20 protein-coding genes are annotated in these 24,377 nt (G+C 62.1%); 15 read left to right on the top strand and 5 right to left on the bottom strand.

Features of this window, described 5'->3' with window-relative positions:
• Positions 1-226: 226 nt before the first annotated feature.
• The 7 genes from DESLA_RS0101305 to DESLA_RS17980 all read left to right on the top strand — a co-directional run bounded on the left by DESLA_RS0101305 (position 227) and on the right by DESLA_RS17980 (position 8,065).
• On the top strand, positions 227-703 hold the full coding sequence (locus DESLA_RS0101305) for an NUDIX domain-containing protein (RefSeq protein WP_028571085.1): 477 nt from the start codon (positions 227-229) through the stop codon (positions 701-703).
• Between the two features lie 35 nt (positions 704-738).
• Positions 739-2,205: a glycogen synthase GlgA gene (gene glgA, locus DESLA_RS0101300; RefSeq protein ID WP_028571084.1), complete on the top strand. Its 1,467-nt coding sequence runs from the start codon at positions 739-741 to the stop codon at positions 2,203-2,205.
• Positions 2,206-2,254: 49 nt separating this feature from the next.
• Positions 2,255-2,464 carry a hypothetical protein gene (locus tag DESLA_RS0101295; RefSeq protein WP_028571083.1) on the top strand — a complete coding sequence of 70 codons (210 nt, stop codon included), beginning with the start codon at positions 2,255-2,257 and terminating at the stop codon, positions 2,462-2,464.
• Positions 2,465-2,467: 3 nt separating this feature from the next.
• Positions 2,468-3,553: a 4-hydroxythreonine-4-phosphate dehydrogenase PdxA gene (gene pdxA / locus DESLA_RS0101290; RefSeq protein WP_337833212.1), complete on the top strand. Its 1,086-nt coding sequence runs from the start codon at positions 2,468-2,470 to the stop codon at positions 3,551-3,553.
• 169 nt (positions 3,554-3,722) lie between these two features.
• Positions 3,723-4,292, top strand: coding sequence for a helix-turn-helix domain-containing protein (locus tag DESLA_RS0101285; RefSeq protein WP_035261184.1), 570 nt, complete (start codon positions 3,723-3,725; stop codon positions 4,290-4,292).
• Between the two features lie 19 nt (positions 4,293-4,311).
• Complete coding sequence (locus tag DESLA_RS0101280) at positions 4,312-5,973, top strand: AMP-binding protein (RefSeq protein WP_028571080.1); 1,662 nt, start codon at positions 4,312-4,314, stop codon at positions 5,971-5,973.
• 253 nt (positions 5,974-6,226) lie between these two features.
• Positions 6,227-8,065 (top strand): glycosyltransferase family 4 protein, encoded by a 1,839-nt coding sequence (locus DESLA_RS17980; RefSeq protein ID WP_051434269.1) that lies wholly within the window; start codon positions 6,227-6,229, stop codon positions 8,063-8,065.
• 230 nt (positions 8,066-8,295) lie between these two features.
• Here the strand turns inward: DESLA_RS17980 and DESLA_RS0101270 are convergent, their stop codons facing one another.
• The 4 genes from DESLA_RS0101270 to nadC form a co-directional block, all read right to left on the bottom strand.
• The gene (locus DESLA_RS0101270; protein ID WP_028571079.1) at positions 8,296-9,054 is read right to left on the bottom strand and encodes a UPF0280 family protein; all 759 of its coding nucleotides are present in this window, start codon (positions 9,052-9,054) and stop codon (positions 8,296-8,298) included.
• On the bottom strand, positions 9,051-10,634 hold the full coding sequence (gene nadB, locus DESLA_RS0101265) for an L-aspartate oxidase (protein ID WP_028571078.1): 1,584 nt from the start codon (positions 10,632-10,634) through the stop codon (positions 9,051-9,053). The genes DESLA_RS0101270 and nadB overlap by 4 nt, the downstream gene beginning before the upstream one ends.
• Positions 10,631-11,671 carry a quinolinate synthase gene (locus DESLA_RS0101260; protein ID WP_028571077.1) on the bottom strand — a complete coding sequence of 347 codons (1,041 nt, stop codon included), beginning with the start codon at positions 11,669-11,671 and terminating at the stop codon, positions 10,631-10,633. The genes nadB and DESLA_RS0101260 overlap by 4 nt, the downstream gene beginning before the upstream one ends.
• Positions 11,672-11,915: 244 nt before the next feature.
• Positions 11,916-12,794, bottom strand: coding sequence for a carboxylating nicotinate-nucleotide diphosphorylase (nadC, locus tag DESLA_RS0101250; RefSeq protein WP_028571075.1), 879 nt, complete (start codon positions 12,792-12,794; stop codon positions 11,916-11,918).
• Between the two features lie 117 nt (positions 12,795-12,911).
• On the opposite strand from nadC, the gene DESLA_RS0101245 reads away from it, so the two are divergent.
• From DESLA_RS0101245 to DESLA_RS17955, 8 genes are all read left to right on the top strand, one after another.
• On the top strand, positions 12,912-13,949 hold the full coding sequence (locus DESLA_RS0101245; RefSeq protein WP_084031794.1) for a DUF362 domain-containing protein: 1,038 nt from the start codon (positions 12,912-12,914) through the stop codon (positions 13,947-13,949).
• Positions 13,946-15,676 carry a 4Fe-4S binding protein gene (locus DESLA_RS17975; RefSeq protein ID WP_051434268.1) on the top strand — a complete coding sequence of 577 codons (1,731 nt, stop codon included), beginning with the start codon at positions 13,946-13,948 and terminating at the stop codon, positions 15,674-15,676. Before DESLA_RS0101245 ends, DESLA_RS17975 begins: the two co-directional genes overlap by 4 nt.
• Before the next feature lie 74 nt (positions 15,677-15,750).
• Positions 15,751-17,223, top strand: coding sequence for a sensor histidine kinase (locus DESLA_RS17970; RefSeq protein ID WP_084031793.1), 1,473 nt, complete (start codon positions 15,751-15,753; stop codon positions 17,221-17,223).
• 186 nt (positions 17,224-17,409) lie between these two features.
• Positions 17,410-18,522, top strand: coding sequence for an OmpA family protein (locus DESLA_RS0101230; protein WP_051434267.1), 1,113 nt, complete (start codon positions 17,410-17,412; stop codon positions 18,520-18,522).
• 67 nt (positions 18,523-18,589) lie between these two features.
• Complete coding sequence (locus tag DESLA_RS21345; protein ID WP_051434266.1) at positions 18,590-19,030, top strand: hypothetical protein; 441 nt, start codon at positions 18,590-18,592, stop codon at positions 19,028-19,030.
• Positions 19,031-19,457: 427 nt separating this feature from the next.
• Positions 19,458-20,501, top strand: coding sequence for a Fe(3+) ABC transporter substrate-binding protein (locus DESLA_RS0101220; protein ID WP_051434265.1), 1,044 nt, complete (start codon positions 19,458-19,460; stop codon positions 20,499-20,501).
• Between the two features lie 170 nt (positions 20,502-20,671).
• On the top strand, positions 20,672-22,294 hold the full coding sequence (locus DESLA_RS17960; protein ID WP_035261180.1) for an ABC transporter permease: 1,623 nt from the start codon (positions 20,672-20,674) through the stop codon (positions 22,292-22,294).
• A gap of 61 nt (positions 22,295-22,355) precedes the next feature.
• Positions 22,356-23,501 (top strand): ABC transporter ATP-binding protein, encoded by a 1,146-nt coding sequence (locus DESLA_RS17955; RefSeq protein ID WP_035261178.1) that lies wholly within the window; start codon positions 22,356-22,358, stop codon positions 23,499-23,501.
• A 15-nt stretch (positions 23,502-23,516) separates the two neighbouring features.
• Here DESLA_RS17955 and cobI read toward each other — a convergent pair whose 3' ends face one another.
• On the bottom strand, positions 23,517-24,227 hold the full coding sequence (gene cobI, locus DESLA_RS0101205) for a precorrin-2 C(20)-methyltransferase (RefSeq protein ID WP_028571071.1): 711 nt from the start codon (positions 24,225-24,227) through the stop codon (positions 23,517-23,519).
• Positions 24,228-24,377 lie beyond the last annotated feature (150 nt).

Here is a 24,377-nt window from a genome sequence, read left to right as displayed (position 1 = left end):
GATTTAATTACTTGGAAATGAACAGTATTTTCGATATCGATTTCGATTTCGATCACGATTTCGATTTCGATTTCGTATTTCCCTGCCCAATGCAAGCCTACCTGTTGCCCTTTGCCAAGGCCCCGACTAATATGGTATCTTCCCGTGCAGGAACAGTTTTTCAGTCAACCGCCCCATCCTCATCCTCTTCCCCGGCTTTCACGCCTCCATGAAAGCATCCCCAACCATGCCAGGACTCCAAAAACCCTGCCCCCACTGCGCCAAACCGCTGACCATCTATACCAACCCAGTACCCACCGTGGACATTCTGATCACCCTTCCCGACCGGGGAATCGTCCTCATTGAACGTCGCAACCCTCCTCCGGGCTGGGCCATTCCCGGCGGGTTCATCGATTACGGCGAGTCCGCGGAACAGGCCGCTGTGCGCGAGGCCCTGGAGGAAACCGGACTGGAAGTGGAGCTGACCGGACTTTTCGGCGTCTATTCCGCCCCGGACCGCGACCCGCGCCAGCACACCATCAGCACGATCTTCACGGCCCAGGCCAAGAATCCGGACCAACTCCGGGCCGGAGACGACGCCGGGGCCGTGCGCGTCTTTCCCCTGACCGCCCTGCCCGACCAACTGGCCTTTGACCACGGAAGCATCCTCCAAGAACTTCGTCGCCGTCACGAGGCCCTGAACCCTCCGGTGTCCGTCTCGTAGTTCGCTCCATCGACGCAAAACCTAAAGGAATCAGCATGGACAGCCATCCTCAGATCCTGTTCGTGGCCTCGGAAATGTACCCCTTCTCCAAGACCGGGGGCCTCGCGGACGTCATGGGCGCCCTGCCCCTGGCCTTGTCCCGACTTGGCGTGAGCGTGGGGGTGATCACTCCGTTCTACGGGCGGCTGGCCAGCAGCGAATTTCCCTTACGCCTGATCTACGAAGACTGCCCGGTGGGCTACCCCTGGCCGGACACCACGGCGGACATTTTCCTGGCCGACTATCACGGTCTGCCGGTCTATTTCATCTCCCGGGGCGAATACTTTGATCGCCGCTTTCTGTACTGCACCCACAAGGGCGATTATTTCGACAACTGCGAGCGATTCATCTTTTTCTGCCGGGCGACCATGGAATGGGCCAGACGGTTGTCCAACCCCCCGGAAATCATCCATGCCCACGACTGGCACGCGGCCCTGGTTCCGGCCTATCTGCATTTTTTGCGCAAGGTGGACACCTTCTGGAAAAAAACCAAGTCCGTGGTGACCATCCACAATCTGGCCTTTCAGGGCCGGTTCGCCTACCGCCTGTTCCTGGAATCCGGGCTGCCCTCGGCGGCCTGGAACAGCTCCGGGGCGGAATTTTTCGGAGACTTCAATCTGCTCAAGTCCGGCATCTCCTACGCGGACTTGGTCACCACGGTCAGCCCGACCTATGCCAAGGAAATCCTGACCCCGGAATTCGGCTGCGGCCTGGAAGGCATTCTCAACCACCGGACCGCGGACTTGCGGGGAATTCTCAACGGCGCGGACTACGCCGTCTGGGACCCCAGGCAGGATCGCTACCTGCCCAGCACCTATTCGCCGGAGACATTGCGGGGCAAACTGCGCTGCAAGGAGAGCCTGTTTCACGAACTCTGCCTGGACCCCGAGCTGCTGTCCCGCCCCCTGCTCGGGTTCGTCGGCCGCCTCCGGGAGCAAAAGGGCATCGACATGCTCCTGGAAATCCTGCCTGAACTGATGCGCAAGGACGTCTGCGTGGTGGTCCTGGGCGAAGGCAATCTCCAGTTTGAAGCCCAGATCCAGGACATGATGGAAACCTACCCGGGACGGCTCGTGGCCCGCATCGGCTACACCGAAGACCTGGCCCACCGCATCCAGGCCGGGGTGGATCTCTTCCTGATGCCTTCGCGCTACGAACCCTGCGGCCTGACCCAGATGTACAGCCTGCGTTACGGCAGCCTGCCCGTGGCCTCGGCCCTGGGCGGACTCCTGGACACCATCACCGGCTACCCCGATCCCGAATCCACGGGATTCATCTTCACCCCGCCCGACGCCCGGACCTTTCTGCAAAGCATTGAGCTGGCCCTGGACGTCTGGGAACGCCCGGCGGAGTGGAAGGCCATGCGGGTCAGGGCCATGCGCAAGGACTATTCCTGGTCCAGCGCGGCGCAGCAGTATATCCAAGCCTACACGGACATTGGGGCGGACCTGTCCCCGGCCTGACCGCCGTTTTGGACGTCCGCCCTTCACCCCTCACAAACGAGGTTCTCCCATGAAAATGACGGAAATTCGAGCCATGGCCAAATCACGCGGGTTAAAACTTGGCGTCGGCACCACGAAAATTCAAGCCGTCCGAATGATCCAACTGGACGAAGGCAACTTCGACTGCTTCGCCCGGGCCGAAGCCGGCTATTGCGACCAGGACGGCTGCATCTTTCGCGAGGATTGCCTTACCCTGGCTCCGAAGCAGAATAACGGGTAAGCCGTGCCCCCCTCTTCCGTTCAGGGCCGAGGCTTGGGCCAAACCCTGGGCCAAACCCTGGGCCAAACCCTGGGCCTGACCCTGGGCCTGACCCTGGGCCTGACCCTGGGCGACCCCAACGGGCTGGGCCCGGAACTGGTCTGTCGCGTTTTCCAACACGGCCTCCCCGAGTCGCTCGCCGGGACCTCCGTGCTGATCATCGGCCCGGAACAGGCCTTGGCGCACCACCAGCAGGCGTCAGGGAGTTCTGTGTTCTGGCATCGGCTGTCCAATTTGGACCGATTATCGGAACAGGTAAAGGTTCAGCCGTCAAGCGTCCATCTCTATACGCCTCCAGACCTCGACTCCTTCCAGATGCAGCCGGGAGCGGCCACAACAGCAGGCGGCCAGGCAGCGGGACTGGCATTGGAAACCGCCTGTTCCCTGCTGCAATCCGGCCATGTCCAGGCCTTGACCACCTGCCCGCTGAACAAGGCCACGCTCCAGCGGGCAGGATTCAATTTCGCCGGGCACACCGAGTTTCTGGCCGCCAAGGCCGGGTTGACCCCGGACGACGTCTGCATGCACTTTGCGGGGCCTCGGATGCGAGTCAGCCTGGTCACCACCCACCCCCCGCTGCGTGCGGTCCCCGGCTTGATCACCGTCGAGCGGATTCTGCGCAAGCTGGAGCTGACCAGAGCCGCGATGCACGCCCAGGGTCTGCCTGGCCCCGTCGCGGTTTGCGGCCTGAACCCGCATGCCGGGGAGGATGGACGGATCGGCGACGAGGACGGACGGATCATCGCCCCGGCCGTGAGCCAGGCCAGGGCCAGAGGCTGGAACGTGGTCGGCCCGCTGGCCGCGGACACGGTTTTCCACCGGGCCGCGCAAGGCGACTTCTCCGCGGTTTTGGCCATGTACCACGACCAGGGCCTGACGGCCTTCAAGCTGCTGCACTTTCACGACGGCGTCCAAGTCACCCTCGGCCTGCCCTACGTCCGCACCAGCCCGGACCACGGCACCGGATACGACCTGGTCGGCCAGGGCAAGGCCTCGGCCCAAAGCCTGCGTAACGCTCTCAACATGGCCGTCGCCCTGACAGTCCGCTGAAAAACTCCCAATTGCCGCGTCGCAGTAAAAAGTTCAAACTCTCACGTATCAACACATACGCTTCGACCTTGCGCTTTTCTTGCTCCTTGCACTTGGGGTTTTTGAACGGCCTGTCGACAAACACTTTTTCATCACTTAAGTAACGAAACCTCATCCCAGGACGATCATCATGCCTGACATTTCCCCCGAAACCCCGCCCTACGCCCAGGTCGCCCCGCGGTTGCGCGGTCTGCGCGAGGCCCTGGACCTCAGCGTCGAGGAAATGGCCGCCCGGATCGAATCCACCCCGGACAAGGTGGCCCTGTACGAATCCGGGACCGTGGAAATCCCGGTCAGCCATCTTTTCAACACCGCCAAAAACTGCGGCGTGGACCTGACCGTGCTGCTCTCCGGCGGCGAGGCCCACCTGCACAACCACGCCCTGGTCCGCAAGGACAAAGGCATGAACGTGGACCGGCGCAAGGACTACACTTACAAAAGCCTGGCCTACAGCTTCACCGGCCGCCGGATGGAGCCGTTTCTGGTCACCGTACCGCCGAAAAGCGAGCAGGAACCGACCTTCACCGAACATGCCGGACAGGAATTCATCTACATGCTCTCCGGCCGCCTGGAACTGCGCCTGGGAGACCAGATCCTGATCCTCGAACCCGGAGACAGCCTCTACTTCACCTCCCGAACGCCTCACGCCCTGCGGGGCCTGGACCAATCCGAGGCCACTTTTCTGGACGTCATCATTTAAACAACCAATGCGGACAATCATGCACCCGACCTACCATCCCCACGAAGACTTTCTGACCAACTTCCGGCTGGAGATACCGGAGAACTACAATTTCGCCTTCGACTTTCTGGACGTGCACGCCGAACGGGAGCCGGGCCGTCCGGCCATGATCCATGTGGACGACGCCGGGAACCGCCGGGACTTCTCCCTGGGCTTTTTCCGGACCGAATCCGGCAAGCTGGCCAATGCCCTGCAACAGCTCGGCCTGAAAAAAGGCGACCGGGTGATGCTCATCCTGCATCGCCGGGTGGAATTCTGGGTGGCCATGCTGGGCCTGCACAAGCTGGGCGCGGTGGCCGTGCCTTCTCCGGCTTTGCTGACCACCAAGGACATCGTCTACCGGGTCAATTTCGCCCGAATCAAGGCCGTGATCACGGACGCCGGGGTCGCGCCAGCGGTCCAGGCCGCCCTGCCGGACTGCCCCGGCCTGCGCACCCTGATCCAGGTCGGCGGGAGCGCCCTAAAGCCAGGTTGGGCCGACTACGACGCGATCATGGCCCAGGCATCCGACGTTTTTCCCCGGCCCGAGGATCCGGCTGAAAACGCCGGAGGCCGGGACAGCCTGCTGATCTTTTTTTCCTCCGGGACCACCGGACCGCCGAAGATGGTCGAGCACCTGCACACCTACCCCCTGGGGCATTACGTCACCGGCGTGCACTGGCACGATCTGCGCCCCGGGGACATCCACCTGACCCTGGCCGACACCGGCTGGGGCAAGGCGGTCTGGGGCAAATTCTACGGCCAGTGGATGGCCCAAGCCGTGGTCTTTGTCCACGATTTCCGGGGCAAGTTCGACCCGGCCAGGCTGCTCGAACTACTGGCCGAACACAAGGTGACCTCGTTCTGCGGGCCGCCCACGGTCTACCGCTTCCTGATCCGCCAGGACTTCTCGGGCCTGGACCTCTCCAGCCTGCGCCACTGCACCACTGCCGGAGAGCTGCTCAACGAAGGGGTCTTTCACGCCTGGAAGGAAGCCACCGGACTGCCCATTTACGAGGGCTACGGCCAGACCGAAACCACCCTGCAAGTGGCCACCTTTCCGTTCATGACCCCCAAACCCGGCTCCATCGGCAAACCCTGCCCAGGCTGGGACGTGGTCCTGCTCAACGACGACGACCAGCCCTGCGCCCCGGGCGAGGAGGGCGAGATCTGCATCCGCCTGGACCCCGCTGCTCCGCTAGGCCTCTTCGCCGGATATCTGGACGAACCGGACAAGACGGCCCAGGCGCGCAAGGGCGGTTTCTATCATACCGGGGACAAGGCCTGGATGGATGAGGAAGGCTACCTGTGGTTCCTGGGCCGGGTGGACGACCTGATCAAAAGCTCGGGCTACCGGATCGGCCCCTTTGAAGTGGAAAGCGTTTTGATCACCCACCCCGCGGTGGTGGAAGCCGCGGTGACCGGGATCCCGGACCCGGATCGCGGGCAGACGGTCAAGGCCACCTTGGTCCTGGCTCCGGGCTACACAGCCTCCGAGGAACTGACCAAGGAACTTCAGAACCACGTCAAGTCCCTCACCGCGCCCTACAAGTACCCCCGGATCATCGACTACGTGGACGAACTGCCCAAGACCATCAGCGGCAAGATTAAACGCGCCGAAATCCGCGCCAATGATCTTAGCGCGGCCGGGGGAGCATCCTGACCCGGGAGTACCCTGAAGCGTATCTACTCAGCACATTTTACGTCCGCTCTTGTTCCGGCAATCGGGGTCGGTATCGGTATCGGAATCGAAACAGGAAAAATTAAGAACGCATCCCAGCGTTTTCGATTCCGATTCCGATTCCGACCCCGACAACAGCATTGCTTTGTGCTGAGTAGTTACCAGAAAGTAATTATATCATGAAGATGAAGGCGATTTCGATTTCAACCCTGAGCATGCCTTGGCTGTTTGTGTCATGTTGAACGCAGAACTGAATGAGAACCCCTCTCGACGCATCTGGGCGACGCTGGACCCCTTTCTCGAACCCGGCGCGGTCTGGGGCCGCAAGGTGGCCAACGAGCAGTTTCTGGCCGCCTTGCTGCACCGGGATCCTTTTGCCGAATATCATTTTTTTCTGGCTACCCCCAGGGAGATCCACTCGACTCAGCAGCTCTTCCAACAACGGTTCCCTCAGTTCTCCGCGGATAAGCGGCTGCGCTTTTTTTTGCGCCAGGATCTCCCATCGTCCCTGCGATCCACCGACTACCACTGCTTCCATCTTTCGGACTGCATCAACCATCCTCCCGCTCTGGCCAGGCTGCGCAACGCCTGCGCCGCACGGCAATTCCCCATCACCAGCGTCACCCACTCCCTGAGCTATCCCGGCTACCCGGCCCGATTCCTGGACCACCTCCACCCGGGCTGCACTCCCAGGGACTGCGTCGTGGCCACTTCCACGGCCGGACAAAACGCGGTGCTGGCCTATTTCGACCATCTCCGCGCGAGCTACAGTCTGGATCAAGAGCGCTTCCCCCAGCCCGAGACCGCGGTAATCCCCCTGGGCATGGACGAACCCGTGACCCCTGATCCGGTCGCATTGCGCAAAGAGGGCCGGGCCGAGCTGGACGCGGGGCCCGAGACCCAGGTGCTCCTCGTCCTGGGCCGGATCACTCCCCATTCCAAGATGGACCTTTTGCCCCTGCTCCGGGCCTGGCAGCGCATCTCCGGACGCTCGGACCCTCGGCAAGATGTGCTCCTGGTGGTGGCCGGCTGGGTCGAGCCCAAGGACGACTTTCCCGGCGCCTTCACGGCCCTGGCCCACAACGTGGGCCTGCCCTGCCGCCTCGTCCCCAGCCCGGACGAGGCCCGCAAACACCGGCTCTACGCCGCGGCGGACATTTTCCTTTCCCTGGCCGACAACCCCCAGGAGACCTTCGGTCTGACCCTCCTGGAGGCCGGGTTGGCCGGGCTGCCGACCATCGCCGCGGACTACAGCGGTTATCGGGACATCATCCGACACGACCAAACCGGCCTGCTGGTGCCCACCTGGGGCCCGCCGGACTCGTCGAACATCGACATGCTCTCCGGCCTGATCCCGGACTACGAAGTCCAGTTCCTCCTGGCCCAGCAAACCGCGGTCCACGTCCCGGACCTCGCCGCCGCGCTGCGCCGACTGCTGGACGCCCCAAAACTGCGCGCCACCCTGGGAACCCAGGCCCGAAAGCATGTCCGGACCTCCTTCTCCTGGTCCCGGGTGATCGAGCAGTACCTGACGCTCTGGGACCACCTCCGGGAACGCACCTCGCCCCACCATGCCGAAGATCCCCGCTCATCCCGCGACACCCCGCGCCCCCTGGAACTCCCCTTCTCCAAAATCTTCGCGAACTTCCCCAGCAACAGCCCAACGCCCCAAACGCTGCTGATCCGCACCCAAACCGGAGAACGCATCACCGCCGGACACGACTTTCCCGTGATCTACGCCGGCCTGGAACACCTGATTTCCCCGGACCAGCTCAAACCCCTCCTCATCCTCGCCCGCAACCCCATCCCCCTGGACCGCCTGATCCACAAAATGACCCTGCTGTCTTCCGAATTCACCCCGCACTGCCCGGAAGAAATCCGGTTTTGCATCCACTGGGCCGTGAAGCATGACTTGCTGGAGATTGTGAAGAGCCCGACATGCCCGTCGTCAAGCGCAAGGAACCCGCAAGCCCAGCTTACCCCCGAGCGGGACATTTCCCAACTCATGGGCTTTGTCAAAGGAATCGACACCTCTTTTGAGCACGAGAGGGCCAGAGTGAATATCGTAGATTAAACAAAGCGACCTCGTATCTACTCAGCACATTTTACGTCCGCTCTTGTTCCGGCAATCGGGGTCGGAATCGGAATCGGAATCGAAACAGGAAAAAATAAGAACGCATCCCAGCGTTTTCGATCCCGATTCCGACCCCGACTCCGACCCCGACAACAGCATTGCTTTGTGCTGAGTAGTTACGCGACCTCATTCAAAACTACGCCGGTCAGTTGCACAACCGCCTCAACCAATCACGCCTCCAGGCAAACCAAATCCATCCGCCCCCAGACCCCAATCTGATCCCCGCATTGGGCGAAGACGCCGTCCAGACCGTGTTCGGCAAAGGCTTCGGCCCGTTGCATGACCAGGGGCATGTCCTTGGGAGTGCGGAGCAGGTTGGCCAGGGCCGTGGCCGCGGCGTCGGCCAGGGCGGCGTCGCGGGAGCGGGCGGCTACCAGGTCGGCTTGGCCGAAGCTCAGGGAGTGACCGATGGTCCCGGAGGAGGAGCAGAGCGCGCAGGGGAAATCCTCGGGGCCGAGTCGCAACCCCAGGCTGGACTCGCCCTCGGGCAGGGCCAACAGGCCGATAATCCGCTCCCGGTCGGACCGCAGGTAGAGGTCGCCGCCGTTTTCCACCAGCAAGGTCGGACCGGCTTCGGGGCAGTGTTCGACGATCCAGGCGGCCACCCACTGGGCCACGGCCCCGGCCACCGCGGCCATGGGGCCCACGCCGCAGATCCGTCCGGCCCGGGCCATGTCCTGGATGATTTCCGAAACATCTGCCTGGACCTGCACCGGCTCCAGGCTGGCGGCGAATTCCGGTTGCCGGGCGATGTGCGCCTGAAGCAGCCCACGACAAGCGTTCACCGCCTGGAGCACTTCCCGCCGCAGATCCCGCTGGGCCACGACCCACAAATCCGTCTGCTCCACCACGGCCTGAAAGCCCACTTCTCCCTGTCCGGGCCGACACCGGCCCCGATAACCGCGCCAGGAAGACGTGTGCCGTTTCACTCATCCACCCGGAAGTGGCAGCCTTTGCTCTCGGTGTTGCGCATGGCCGCGGTGGTGATGATGTAGGCGGTCTGGCAGCCGTGGAACAGATCCACCAGCGGTTTGGAAAGCTTCGTTTCCTTATAAAAGGAGTGCAGGCGCTTGTTCAGGTCGCGCAGATCGTCGAAGGCCCGCTTCAGGCGCGGAGTGGTCCGCTTGATGCCCACGTAATTCCACATGGTGTGCTTGATGGCCGCCCAGTCCTGGGCCACCAGGACCGGGTCCTCGTTCTGGCGCTGGCCCAGGACCTTCCACGGCGCGATGGACGCCTTCAGCTTGGCGCTGAGCATGGTCCCGCGCTTCATTCGGGAGGCCACGTCCCGTCCGATGGCCCAACCCCAGACCAGCCCTTCCAGCAGGGAGGTGCTGGCCAGCCGGTTGGCCCCGTGGACCCCGGTGCAGGCGCATTCGCCCCCGGCGTAGAGGCGTTCGATGGTCGTCCGGCCGCGCTGGTCCACCAGAATGCCGCCGCAGAAATAGTGGGCCGCCGGAACCACGGGGATCGGCTCCCTGGTCATGTCCACGCCCAATTCCCGGCAGCGCTGGTGGATGGTGGGAAAGCGGGCCGCAAGGTCTTTATGGATATATTTGGCCGCGTCCAGGTAGACGAAGTCATCCCCGGTCTTGAGCATTTCATCGACAATGGCCCGGGTCACGATGTCCCGGGGAGCCAGATCCGCCCTGGGGTCGTAGTCGCCCATGAAGGCGCGGCCATGCACGTTGATCAACCGCGCTCCCTCGCCGCGTACCGCCTCGGAGATCAGGAACTTGCGCGGGCCGCGATGGAACAAGGACGTGGGGTGGAACTGGATGTACTCCTGGTTCATCAGCCGAGCCCCGGCCCGGTGGGCCATGGCGAAGCCCGACCCCAGGGAGCCCGGGGTATTGGTGGTGTTCAGGTAGACCTGTCCGATGCCGCCCGTGGCCAGCACCGTGTAGTCGGCCAGAAAGCGGCGGATCATCCCGGTGGAGTTCTCCAGAATGTACGCCCCCGCGCACTGATTGGTGATCTGATAGCGGATTTCCAGCGCACCGCTGTGGTGGTGGGTGGTCAGGAGATCAACCGCGGTCATCCCGGTCATCACCCGGATATTCGGACTCTTGCGCACGGCCACGATCAGGCTGTCCATGATCACCCGTCCGGTATAGTCCGCGCTGTACAGCACCCGGGCCCGACTGTGCCCGCCTTCCATGGTCAGATGGTAATCGCCGAGTTCTTCCCGGGCAAAGGGCACGGCCAGCTTTTCCAGGAACACCTTGTGCAGGATCTCCGGCCCTTTGCGGCACAAAAAACGCACCGCGGAGGGTGAATTCATTTCCCATCCCGCGGTAAAGATGTCCGAGGCCATCAGTTTGGCGGAATCGTCCAGGCCGCGATAGACGATCCCTCCCTGGGCCAGAGCCGTGTTCCCCTCGTCAAGCTGATCCCCGGCGCAAACCAGGGTGACCTCCAGACCGGCCTCGGCCATGGTCAGAGCCGCGACGCAGCCCGCGATGCCGGAACCGATGACCAGGGCCGTGGTTTCGATGGTGTCGGTCATTTCGCGCCCTCCATCACGGCCAGCATGGTTTCCAGGGCCTTGCGGGCGTCAGGGGCCACCTCCGGGTCCACCCGGACTGGTTCATGCCGGTCCAAATTTTCCAGGGCGTCCAGCAGCTTCGGCTCGGTGATCTTGAGCATCGCGCTGCAATACCCGGCCCCCAGCGGAGAGATATGCTTGTCCGGATGCAGCCTGGCCAAGCGCAAAACAAGGTTGTCCTCGGTGCCGATGTAGATGGTCGCGCCGACCGGGGCCTCGCGCACGGCCCGGATAATGCCCGAAGTGGACGCCGAAACGTCCGCCAGGGCCACCACCGCCGGATCGCATTCCGGATGCACGAAAATCAGGGGCCGGGGATCGTCCTCCAACACTAGGCGCACGTCCTCGGGCTTGAGCCGGAAGTGGATGGCGCAGACCCCGGGCCAGAACAGCAGCCTCCGGGCCAAAATATCCTCGTTCCAACCGCTCTCTTCGCGCACGTTCAGCACGGCTTGGTCCTGCTTGGAAATGCCCAGCAAATCCGCCGTGTTCATGCCCAGGTTCTTGTCCGGCAAGAAGAGAACGCTGTCACCCTGTTCCAAGGCCCATTCGAGCATGATCGCCGCGTTGGCCGAGGTGCAGACGCTGCCGCCGTACCGCCCGCACAGGGCTTTAACTCCCACGGACGAGTTCACATAGGCCAGGGGAACGACCTTGCGGCCCGCCGCGGTGATCCGCTCCAGAACCGCGGCCACCCTGCGATCCGGCGCGGTCCCGGCCATGCAGCAATGGGCCTTGGGGTCGGGAATCAACACGGTCTGTTCCGGCTTGGCCAGCAAGGCCGCGGTTTCGGCCATGAAGGAAACGCCGCAGAACACGATGTACCGGGCGTCCAGCCCGGGTATCCGGCGGGCCAGCTCCAGGGAGTCCCCCTGAAAATCCACGTGTTGGATCACGTCGTCGCTCTGGTAATGGTGGCCGAGAATGGCCAGGGATGATCCGAGTTCGCGACGCAGGGCCGTGATGCGTTGGGTACGCTGGGAGATGTCGGTGGTCATGAAGGTATCCTGTTGCTTAAACAAAGGCAAAAATTACTATATGTTGCTGCATAAGAATGACATTACCGGGTCAACTTGGCCCCGGTGTCAGAATCGAAATCGGTATCGAAATCGAAATCGAGAAAAACAAGTGCTTCAAAGAGAATGACTGCATCAGCGATTTCGATAGCGATTTCGATTTCGATCTCGATTTCGACTTGAAGTTCACCCCAGCTATTTGTTTCATGCTGCACGTATTATAAAATCAGGCGTTGGGCGTAAGATCGATGGTCATGCTGAAATCCGCGCAGGCCGCGGAATGGGTCAGGGCTCCGGCGGAAATGAAGGTGGGCCGGAGGGCGGCCAGGGCGGCGATGGTGTCCAGGGCGACGCCGCCGCTGATTTCCGTTTCCATGGTTTGGGGGATCATGGCCAGGGCCCGGGCCATCTCTTCCGGACGCATGTTGTCCAGCATGATTCGTTGCACGGACAGGGCCGCGGCTTCGGCGACCTCTTCCAGGGTCCGGCATTCCACCTCGATGGGCGGACACGGGTCGTAGGCCGCCAGCAGGCGTCGCACGGCAGGCGTGATCCCTCCGGCCCGGTCGATATGGTTGTCCTTGAGCATCAGCATCTCGCTCAAGTCCAGCCGGTGGTTGGACCCGCCGACCACGGCCACCGCGTATTTCTCCGGATAGCGCAGACCCGGGGTGGTCTTGCGGGTGTCCAGAAGCCGCACGCCCGTCCCGGCAATCCGTTCGCAAAAGGCCCGGGTCAGGTTGGCGATGCCGGAGAGCCGGCCGATAAAGTTCAGGATCACCCGCTCGGCCTTGAGCAAGGCCCGCGCTTGACCCTGAAAAAGGGCGACATATGTGCCCGAAGGCACCAGGGCTCCTTCGGCCTCCGGAAAACTCACGCGCACCGCACCGGGAAACCGGGCTAAAATCAAGGGAATAATCGGCAGCCCGACAATCCGGGTGTCCTGCTTGGCCCGAATCCGGGCCTTGGCCTGGTCGTTCTCGGTAAACAGCGCCTCGGAGGTCAGGTCCCGTCCGTCCTCTTCCAACGCCAGGTCGATCAGCCGGTCCAGATACCCCATGGCGCGGCCTTGAAAAAAAGAATGAAATAATGAATGGTTTTCCATGTTCGCCGTCGGTTTTGCCGGTCTGAGTTCGGCAAACCGCCTTTTTACGCCACCCCGTCCGCCATTGTAAAGGCGCGTTCCGCTTCTCTTCCCGAACCCCAATCCAAGGAGTTCCCCATGCCGTCAACCCGCCGTTTCGCCGATTCCGAGAGTCTTTCCGATACGGTATCCGATATTGTTTTGGGTCCTGTTTGTGGTCCTGCCCACCAGCCCCCCCTCCGCGTCTCCCGCCGGGATTTTTTGAAAGCCCAGGGCACGGCGGCCTTGGTCCTGGCCGCAGGCGGCCACGGACTGCTGCACGCCCGGCCTCTGGCCGCGGCCCAAAGAGCTGACGAAACACCGGACCTGACCGTGGCCAGGGGCGAACCCGGCCCGGCGACCAGGGCCGCTGTGGAGGCTCTGGGCGGGATGGCCGCCTTTGTCCGCCCCGGCCAGCGGGTGGTGATCAAGCCGAACATGAGTTTTGCCCAACCGCCGGAGCGGGCCACCAACACCCATCCGGACGTGGTCCGCGAACTGGCCCTGATGTGCCGGGAAGCCGGAGCCGCCCGGGTGCGCGTTCTGGATCACCCCCTGCAAAACGCGGAAATGTGCCTGGTCCAGTCCGGCATCCAGGAAGCCTGCGCGGCCTTGCCCGACGTTTCCGTGCACACCCTGAACGCGGCCCGTTTTTTCCGCTCCGTCCCGATCCCTCAGGGCGAACAGCTCCGCGAAACCCAGGTCATGGAGGACGTGCTCACCGCCGACGTGCTCATCGCCGCGCCGGTGGCCAAATCCCATTCCGCCACCGGAGTCAGCCTGGCCATGAAGGGCATGCTCGGCCTGATCCTGGACCGGGGCATCCTGCACCGCCGGTTCGATCTGCACACGGCCATCGTGGACCTGACCACCCTGCTCATGCCCGACCTCACGGTGGTGGACGCCACACGGGTGCTCTCCACCAACGGCCCCTTCGGACCCGGCAAGGTGCTCCAGGAAAACACGGTGATCGCATCCAGGGACGTGGTGGCCGCGGACGCCATGGCCGTCAGCCTCTTTGAATGGTACGGCCGCCGCTTCGAACCGCGCCAGGTTCAACACATTCTGCTGGCCCATGAACGCGGCTTGGGCACCATGGACCTGTCCGGATTGCGCATCGACGAAGTCGCGGCATGATCCCGTTTCAACGCATCGTCCAAACCCTGAGCCTGGCCGCCTTCCTGATCCTGCTCGGCCTGGCCTTTTTCCCCGTGCCGGACTGGGCCCCGGTGGACGCCTTTCTCCGCCTGGACCCCCTGGTCCTGGCGGGCACGGTTCTGGCGGACCGGGCCTGGATCGCCGCCCTGGCCCCGGCGGTCCTGATCCTGGCCCTGACCGTGGTGCTGGGCCGCTTTTTCTGCGGCTACCTTTGCCCCATGGGCACGACCCTGGACCTCACCGACCGCCTAGCCCGCATCCCGCGCTCCGCCGGGAAGGGCCGCTCTTCCGGAGAGCTCTCGGCTCAGGACGATCCCTCCGCCCCGATCCTGCCGCCCCCGTCCCAGCCTTCCAGCGGATTGCGCCGGGTCAAATATCTGATCCTGTTCTTCATCCTGGCCGCCGCCGTCCTCGGCGTGTCCACGGTATTCCTCGCATCGCCTCTGTCCCTGATCACTCGCTTCTACACCCTTCTGGTCCACCCGGCGGCGTCCCTGCTCGGCGACGCCGCGCTCCACGTCCTGCGTCCCCTGGCCCTGCACCTGGACTGGACCTGGGCCGCCTACGCCGAACTCCACCAGCCCAGGTTCACGACCCAATGGTTTCTTCTCCTGTTCTTCCTGGCTGTTTTCAGCCTGGCCCGTTGGAGCCCCCGCTTCTGGTGCCGGTATCTCTGTCCTTCCGGGGCCCTGCTGGCCCTTGTGGGCCGACGGCCGTTGATCCGCAGAACCGTCTCCGAAACCTGCACCGACTGCGGAGCCTGCCAGCGGCGCTGTCCCATGGCCGCCATCCCGGCGAATCCATCCCGGACCATCCATGAAGAATGCATCGCCTGCCAGGAATGCGTCCGGATCTGTCCGGTTCAGGCCGTGACGTTCCAGCCATCCCGCGAATTCGGCGGAAAGACGCCGAGCTTTTCCCCGCAACGGCGCGAGGCCTTGCTGGCCGGACTGGCCGGGGCCGGGACCGCGACCCTGACCTACACCGGACTGCTGGAGGTCCGGGACGAAATGCTGCCCGGCGACATTACTCCGGAAACCCTGCTCCGCCCTCCGGGCAGTCTGCCGGAACGCTATTTCCTGGCCCGCTGCATCCGTTGCGGGCTGTGCATGCGGGCCTGTCCCACCAACACCCTCCAGCCGATCTGGTTCCAGGCCGGAGCCGTCGCCCTGTTCAGCCCGCGCCTGACCCCCCGCCGGGGCCCCTGCGAACCGGAATGCACGGCCTGCGGCCGGGTCTGCCCCACCGGGGCCATCCGCGACCTCCCGCTCACTGAAAAAACCTGGGCCAAGGTCGGAACCGCGACGATCCTGCGCCACAAATGTCTGGCCTGGGAATGGAACAAAAAATGCCTTGTTTGCGATGAAGTTTGCCCGTATGATGCCATTGATCTGCGAAGGGTGGCGACCCATTCTCAGCCCGTGCCCTTTGTGGACGGACGAAAATGTTCGGGATGCGGGTTCTGCGAATACCATTGCCCGGTTCGCGCCGCGTCGGCCATTATCGTTGAGCCCATGGAAGCGTTGCGCCTCGGCGCTGGATCCTACAAGGTCCATGGTCAAGACATGGGGTTGATGTTGCACGTCGTTTCGCCGGATCAAGCCGAATACGCCCCTTTTGACCTGGAAACGCCGGACACCGCCTTCGCTCCTCTTCCCGACGCCGTGCCGGACAAGGACGCCCTGCCCCCCGGCTTCACTCCCTGACCGTCGCGGCCTGGATCGACTCAACCCGAAAAACCTCGAAGCGGATTGCGAAGACGATTATTTCGGATCAGCATATGCACAGCCCCACCCCCTTGGATATCGCCTCGCTTTGCCTGGAATACCCCAGGGCTCTGTCCGTCCAGAAACGCATCCATGAAAAGATCGACGACTACGCGGACTACAACTTCTCCTCCCTGCAAAGCACGGCCCTGAACGTTTTTTTCGACCTGGCCCAGGAATTCGATTCCTTTCGGGACCTGATGACCGTCTGCGCCCTGGTCCCAAAAGTTTTTTTCAACCTGGACTGCACCCTGTACATGTTCCAGGATCACCGCGTCGATCATATCGTCATTTGCCCGGAGCGAGGCCAAAAACCGACCCCCGCGTCGGATATTCCCTCTTTCTCCACGCCCACGATCCATGAGGGCCATTATTATCTCCCGATCAAAGGCAACAAGGACCTGCAATCCCTTCCTCCGGCCGACTCCGAGAATCATCTGATCGGCATTCTGGACATCTACCCCGTGGACGCCCTTTCCGACCACGACCGACTCTTTCTGGAAAAATACGCCAACCGGGTCGGCTTTCAACTCCACAATCGGATGATCAGCCAGAAGAACCAGGAGCACATCCTGTTCATCCGCAGCCTGGTCAAGGACATCGGGCATAATGTCATCGTGCCCAACATGTACTTCAAATTGTTTTATCGTCGTCTGGAAAGCACCATCAACGCCCTCGGCGAGCTGGCCGGAGACATGCGCCAAGCTCCCCCGGACGGCCTGTCCGTCGACGACGCGCGGTGGAAGCAACTCGTCGCCAAAATGGACTACGTTCAGGACGCGCTCCAGGATCAGTTCGGGGAAATTCAGCGCCACTACGACAACACCAGTCTGTTTCTGGAAACCTTGTTGCGCCGAAGTCATTTTGAACAGGGGCGATATGTCCTGGAAAAACGGGTCTGCAACTTCAAGAACCAGATCATTGATCCGCAGATCGCCCGATTCATGACCCAGTTCGAGGATCGCGGCATCGAAATCGCCTGGGCCGGGGTTCCGGACAAGGAAATCGAGGTGGTCGTGGACGTCGGCCTGATAACCCAGGTCTACGCCAACCTGTTTTCCAATGCCGTGAAGTACGCCGCCCCGGTTCGCGACGCCCGCGGTCGGTGGGTCAAGTTTCTCTCCTATGGATGGGAGGACATGCCCAATTTTTTCGGCATCGGCCTGGACGGAGTCAAGCTGAACGTTTTCACCACCGGACCGCACATCACCGGAGAGGAACGGGATCACCTCTTTGAGGAAGGGTTCCGAGCCGGGAACACCGCTCAGGAACCGGGGACCGGCCACGGCTTGTTCTTCATCCGCCAGATCGTGGAACTGCACGGCGGCAGGATGAGCTATGAACCGACTCCCATGGGCAACAATTTCTACTTCATCCTGCCCAAGGAAGCGTCGGCTTCTCCGTTGCTTTCCCAATACGACTCTTCGCCGAGCTCGCCCCCAAGCTCTCCGCATAATTCTTCACCGGACGCATCAACCCCCTCTTGAGCTTTTTTTCGGGGTGCGATATTCTTCACCCTATGGCGTAACGAGTAGTCGCTGTCTGGAGAAGGAGGTGACCTTTTTTTCGCGACTTTTCTAAAAGACCCAACCGTATTCCTTCTCGGTTTTTTTCCGTGACACCACGGGCGTCGTGCCCTGCACGCTTTTAAGACTTAAGCAAAAGGAGATGAAATGATGCGTAAACATGTTCTGAAGCCGCTGGTTTCCCTGTTGGCCCTCCTGGGCCTGTTGGCCCTCTGCCTGGGCATGGCGACGACCGCCGTGGCCCAAACCGAACGGATCGTCCCCAGAGCGGAGAATTTTCTCTTTTTCATCGACCACTCCGGATCCATGGCCATGAGCGCCCCTTCCGAGTCCCAAAGCTCCCTGGCCGCCCGCCACGATCCGAACAAGCAGGAAAAAATCGAAGTGGCCAAGGAAGTCCTCAAGGCCGTCAACGCCGACATTCCTGAGATCGCCTTCACCTCCGGGCTGTACACCTACGCTCCCTTCCAAGAATACATCGGGCCCTCCCCGTACAACAAGGGTCGCATGAACCAGGGCATCGACAGCGTAAAGACCCAGTACGACATCTTCGGTCGCCTGACCCCCATGGGTCTGGGCCTGAAGTCCCTTGACTCCGTTGTCGGCGGCCTGTCCGACCGACGCGCCGTGATCCTGGTCACGGACGGCGAGTCCAACATCGGCCCCAAGCCGCTGCCCGTAGTGCAGGACATGTACGCCAAATACGGCGAAAATATCTGCTTCCACGTGATCAGCTTCGCCCAGACCGCGGCTGAAAAAGCCATGGTGGAGCAGATCGCCGCCATCAACCCCTGCTCGGTCACCGCGGACCTCATGGACCTGACGGACGACGGCAAGCGTGCGGACTTCGTGCGCAAGGTCTTCTACGACGTGGAAGTTATCCCCGCCGCACCGGTGGCCGAACCCGCTCCGGCTCCGGTGGAAGAAGTCATCGTCTTCCGCAACGTCAACTTCGACTTCGACAAGTACAACATCAAGCCCGAATTCGCGCCCCTGCTCAAAGAAGCCGCTGAAATCATCAAGTCCCGTCCCGGCAAGCAGGTCATGGTCGATGGTCATACCTGCAACATCGGTCCGGCCAGCTACAACATGGGCCTTTCCGAGCGTCGCGCCTCCTCGGTCCGGAGCTTCCTGGTCAACGAAGGCATCCCCGCGGACCGCATCACGACGCAGGGCTTCGGCTTGACCCAACCCCGTTTCGACAACAACACCCGCGAAGGACGCTCTCTGAACCGTCGCGTGGAAATTCGCTTCGAATAACATCTCTCCTGTTCAGTTTCCCCCTCCCCGTCCGGGGAGGGGGACCTTCAACCTTCACGAGACACCTATGCGACATCTTCGCATGATCCTGTTACTGACGGTTCTGCTTCCGGCGGCCCCCCTTCCATCGGCCGCCTCGGGATTCGACTCGCCTCCGGTCTCCTCGCAGGCAATTTATATTGAACAACAATTCGCTCTGTTTTCCCAAAACTGGATCGATAAAATCGACCGCAATTTCCACTCCCGGATCGGAAATGTCGAGTTCGTGAACAACGGGGCCGGATACGTCGGGCGCTACATGCAGGTGGATCGGGACTCCGTGGCCTGGTCCGTCAAGCAAGCGAGCACCGGCCCCGGCAACTACATCGGGATACTGGAATACACGGAATGGACCTACGAATGCGCGGCCGACACCCGGACCGCCGCGGCCCTGGGCCCCTTCGTGCCGGTCCATGGCCGCAAGGTCACGGAAATTTTTCAATATTACGCCAATCGGTGGCTGGAATAGCACCCAAAAACAACTTCCATACTTCAAAAAAGCGACTCGGTTATACCGAGTCGCTTTTTTTGTTGGGAAACTGCTGTATCTACTCAGCACATTTTGTGTCCGCTTTTGCTCTGGCAATCGGTATCGGGGTCGGAATCGGAACAGGAAGAATTGAGAATGCATCCCAGCGTTTTCGATCCCGATCCCGATTCCGATTCCGATTCCGATTCCGACCCCCGGCAACGGCATTACTCTGTGCTGAGTAGTTACATCTGCTCAGCACATTCTGATTTCCAGTCAAAAAATGGTCCGACAAATCCCATTATTTTTCGCCACTGCTCAACGCAACATTGACAACCAATATGAAAGTGCCTATCAATTTCTTTCTCGATATTTCTCGACAAAAAGGATTGCCTTACTCTCACATCAAACCGGAGGTTCACTGACCATGTCGCTTCTGAAAGAAACAAAAACCATATTCCTCACCCTGCCCTTGCTTGTCCTGTCCTTGATTTTTCCCACAATCCCGTCTGCGCATGCCGCGGAGGTCAACATCTATTCCGCCCGGCAGGAGCATTTGATCAAGCCGCTCCTGGATGAGTTCTCAGCCCAGACCGGAATCTCCGCCAACCTGCTCACCGGCCAGGGTCCCGCGCTCCTGGAACGGCTGCGTAGCGAAGGCCGAAACAGCCCCGCGGACGTGCTGATCACCGTGGACGTCGGCAACTTGGTGGCCGCGAAGCAGGCCGGCGTCCTGCAGGCGGCCCGTTCCACCGTGCTGGAGGAGAACATCCCAGCCCAGTACCGCGACGACGAGGGGTATTGGTACGGTCTCTCCTCACGTGCCCGGATCATCTACTACGATCCCGAGCGGATCAATCCCGAAAAGATCGCCACCTACGAAGCCTTGGCCGATCCAGCACTGGGGAACGTGATCTGCGTGCGCAGTTCCTCCAACATCTACAACCAGTCCCTGGTGGCTTCGATGATCGCCCACCACGGCGTGGAGCAAACTGAAACGTGGGTGCGGGGATTCGTGAACAACTTCGCCCGTCGGCCCCAGGACAACGATACCGCGCAGATTCGTTCCGTGGCCTCCGGCGAATGCGCCGTGGGCATTGCCAACACCTACTATTTCGGACGTCTTCTGGCTTCCGACGATCCGGCGGACCAGGACGTCACCGCCAAGGTGAGCGTGATGTGGCCCAACCAGGATGATCGCGGCGCCCATATGAATCTCAGCGGCGGCGCTATGACGCAAAGCGCCCGGAACATCGACGAAGCCCTAAAACTCCTGGAGTTCCTCTCCAGCGAGCAGGCTCAGGACGTCTACGCACGGGACAACAACGAGTACCCGGTGAATCCTCGCGTCCAACCCAGCGGCCCGGTGGTCCGGATGGGTGAGTTCAAGGCCGACGATCTGAACCTGTCACTGATCGAAAAATACAATGCCGAAGCCGTGCGGGTCATGGACCGCGCCGGTTGGCGATAAGTTCTCCGCTTCGACACCGTTTGCCCGGAACCGTCCTCTGAGGTAACATCTTCTCCCATGGTCGAGGGCGACATGTTGTCGCCCTCGACCATGACCACTGCCGAACCCAATTCCTGCCTTGGCACGGCCCGCGCCGCGCCGAGGCTCATTCCATTAGCCGGAGTCTTTGCTTGCGCATCTGGATGTTCATGGTTCTGGGCCTTGCCGCCCTGGTGGCCGCGCCGATCCTGGTGATCATGGCCCACCTGTTCGTTCCCTCCCTGGAGGTGTGGCGACACCTGGCCGCCACGGTCCTGCCCCGCTACGTGGGCAATTCCCTGAGTCTGATGCTCGGCGTGGGGGCGGGCACCCTGTTACTTGGAGTGAGCACGGCCTGGCTGGTAAGCATGACCAGCTTCCCCTGGCGGCGATTTTTCGAATGGAGCCTGATCATCCCCCTGGCCATTCCGGCCTACGTCATCGCCTTCACCTATACCGGACTGCTGGAGTACGGCGGCCCGGTGCAGACGCTGCTGCGGGAATCCTTCGGCTGGCGGTCCGCGGCGGACTACTGGTTCCCTCAGATTCGTTCCCTGCCCGGGGCCATCGTGATGATGACCCTGGTCTTCTATCCTTACGTCTACATGCTCTCCCGGGCGGCGTTCCTGGAACAATCGGTCTGCGTCCTGGACGCCAGCCGGACCCTGGGCAGGGGAGCCTGGAGCACCTTTTTCGGCGTGGCCCTGCCCCTGGCCAGACCCGCGGTCGCCGGAGGCCTGGCCCTGGCCTTGATGGAGACATTGAATGATTTCGGGACGGTGGATTTCTTCGCCGTGGACACGTTCGTCACGGGGATCTACCGGACATGGATGGGCTTGGGACAACCGGCCATCGCCGCCCAACTGGGCGCGGTGCTGATGTTCTTCATTCTGGGGCTGATCCTTCTGGAGCGCTGGTCCAGAAGGGGACGGGTCAGCCACACCACGGGCTACTATCGGCAACTGCCCCGATTCCAGCTTTCCGGCATTTCCGCCGGGCTGGCCTTCACGGTCTGCTTTCTGCCGGTGTTCTTCGGATTCATTCTGCCGGTGGGCGCGATGATTATCTGGACATGGCAAACCTGGGATTTCGTCGATCCGCGCTATCTGCGCATGGCCGGAACAAGCCTTTCCCTGGCCGGGATCAGCGCCCTGGCCGCGGTGTGCGCGGCGGTCCTGCTGGCCTACGGACGCAGGCTGGTTCCGGGCAAGGCCACCGGGATCGCCGTTCAAACGGCTTCCCTGGGCTACGCCATCCCCGGGGCGGTCATCGCCCTGGGCATCATGATCCCCTTTGCCTTTCTGGACAACGCCGTGGACAATCTGGCCCGCACGCTCTTCGGCTACTCCACGGGCCTGCTGCTCACCGGCACCTGGACCGCGCTGATCTTCGCCTACGTGGTCCGCTTCCTGGCCGTGTCCACCAATACCGTCGAAGCCAGCCTGCAAAAAGTGACGCCCAGCATGGACGGCGCGGCCAGAACCCTGGGCTTGTCCGCCGGTCAGACCCTGCGCCGGGTGCACGGGCCGATCATGCGCGCCAGCCTGCTCACGGCGGGGGTCCTGGTTTTCGTGGACGTGATGAAGGAACTGCCGGCCACCTTGATGATGCGCCCCTTCGGGTTGAACACTCTGGCCATCCGCTCCTACGAGCTGGCCTCGGACGGCCTGCTCAAGGAGTCGTCCAGCTCTTCCCTGGCCATTGTTCTGGCCGGAATCATCCCCGTGATCCTGGCCAGCTTGATGATCGCCAGATCCAGACCGGGGCAGACGTAACCACCGACCCGCGAAACATTTTTTTCCTCCCAACCCACGACAACCGCCAAAGGCCCTTTCCATGTCCCTGATCCTCGACGACATTCGCCATGCATACGGCCCCAAAATCGTCCTGCTAAACATCAACCTCGAGGTCCAACCCGGCGAGGTGGTCTGCCTGCTCGGACCGTCGGGCTGTGGGAAGACCACGCTGTTGCGGCTGATCGCCGGACTGGAGGAACTCCAGCACGGCCGGATTCTGATCGACGACCACGTCATCGCGGACCAGCACCGCCAGATGCTTCCGGAGCGGCGCGGCACCGGCTTTCTGTTCCAGGACTTTGCCCTTTTTCCCCACTTGACGGTCCTGGAAAACACCCTGTTCGGGCTGACGGCCGTCGCGTCCAAGGACGCCCGCCGACAAAAGGCGTTTCAGGCCCTGGAGCAGGTCAACATGCAGGATTTCGCGGCGGTCTACCCGCACGAACTCTCCGGTGGCCAGCAACAGCGCGTGGCCTTGGCCAGGGCCCTGGCTCCCGGCCCGCGGATCATTCTCCTGGACGAACCGTTTTCCAGCCTGGACGCCCGGCTCCGGGTCCAGATCCGCGACCAGACCCTGCACGTGCTCAAATCCAGCGGCGTGGCCACGGTCATGGTCACCCACGACCCCGAGGAAGCCATGTTCATGGGTGACCGGATCGTGCTCATGCACCAGGGCCGGATCGTTCAGACCGGAAGCCCGGTGGAACTCTACTCCAAGCCGGTGAACGCCTTTGTGACGACCTTTTTCAGCGATGTGAACGTGATCAGGGGGATGGTTCGGGGCGGACAGGTCGCCACCCCGCTTGGACGGATAGCCTCCGCCGGGTTTCAGGACGGGGCCGAAGTTGAAATCATGTTTCGACCGGAAGCGGTCCAGATATTCAGGGCAGACGCGACCCCGCCGATATCCACCGTGCCGGGGGAAGTGCTGGCCACCCGGCTCCTGCCCGGTGCGACCCTGGTCCACCTGCGCATTGCGCCGCATGCGTCCAAGCCCCCGGCGGTCCCCCCCGAAGCGCCAAATAATGCTCCTGGTAATGCTCTTGGCAACGCTTTTGGCAACGCCAGAGAGGACATCCATCTGCACGCCCGAGTTCCCTGCCTGTTCCCCATGCCCGAGGGAGCGCACGTCCACGTCCATGTTCTCATGGACCAAGTCTACGTCTTTCCGGCGGAATCTTCCTGAGTTCGTGCTGATATCTCAAGCACCCTTGCGCGCGACAAGCAGCAGGGAAAAATAGGACAGCTTTTCCGGGACCTGATCCAGGTTCGCGTACACGGCCTCTCCATCCAGCCCGCACCGCTCGATCAGTCTGGCCCGGTCCGTCAGTCCGCGGTCTTCCAGGGCTGCCCTGAGCGCGGGGAAGCGCTTGGCCGGTTTCAGGATCACGGCGGCATCCGCCACGTCCAGCAGCTTTGCCAGCCGATCAATGTCGCTGTTGCCCGTGGCCACCACCAAACTCTCGTCGCCCTCCACCAACGTCTGCTCCAGGCGGGCCGCGGCCGCCTGGAAGGAGGTCACGCCCGGAATAATCCGCACTTCCGCCTGGCCGTCGCGAGCCCGCAGTTCCCGCAGCAAATGCCCGAAGGTACTGTAGATCAGCGGGTCGCCCAAGGTGATGAAGGCCGCATGGCGTCCGCCGTGCAGACATTCCAGGACGGCTTCGGCGTTCCTGCCCCGGGCCGTGTTGCGCACCGCGTCGTCCCTGGTCATGGGAAAGTCCAGCCGCCGGATTTCCACATCCGCCCGCAAGTGCGGCCGGATGATGTCCAGGGCCACGGAAAAATCATTCTTGGTTGAAGCCGGGGCAAAGACCACGTCCACCTCGGACAAGGCCTTGACCGCCGCCAGGGTGATCAACCCCGGATCTCCGGGGCCGACGCCGATTCCATACAATATGCCGTTTTGCATTAAGATGTTCCAATTTTCTTCGTATCTACTCAGCACATCTTACCCGCTCTTACTCCGGCAATCGGGGTCGGGGTCGCTATCGGTATCGGCATCGGAACGGAGAATAATTGAACGAGCCCCACCCTTTTCGATCCCGATTCCGATACCGAT

The organism is Desulfonatronum lacustre DSM 10312, assembly GCF_000519265.1.
Classification (GTDB): domain Bacteria; phylum Desulfobacterota; class Desulfovibrionia; order Desulfovibrionales; family Desulfonatronaceae; genus Desulfonatronum; species Desulfonatronum lacustre.
Note: the sequence above shows the minus strand (reverse complement) of the source record. Positions and strands in the feature narration are given on the sequence as shown.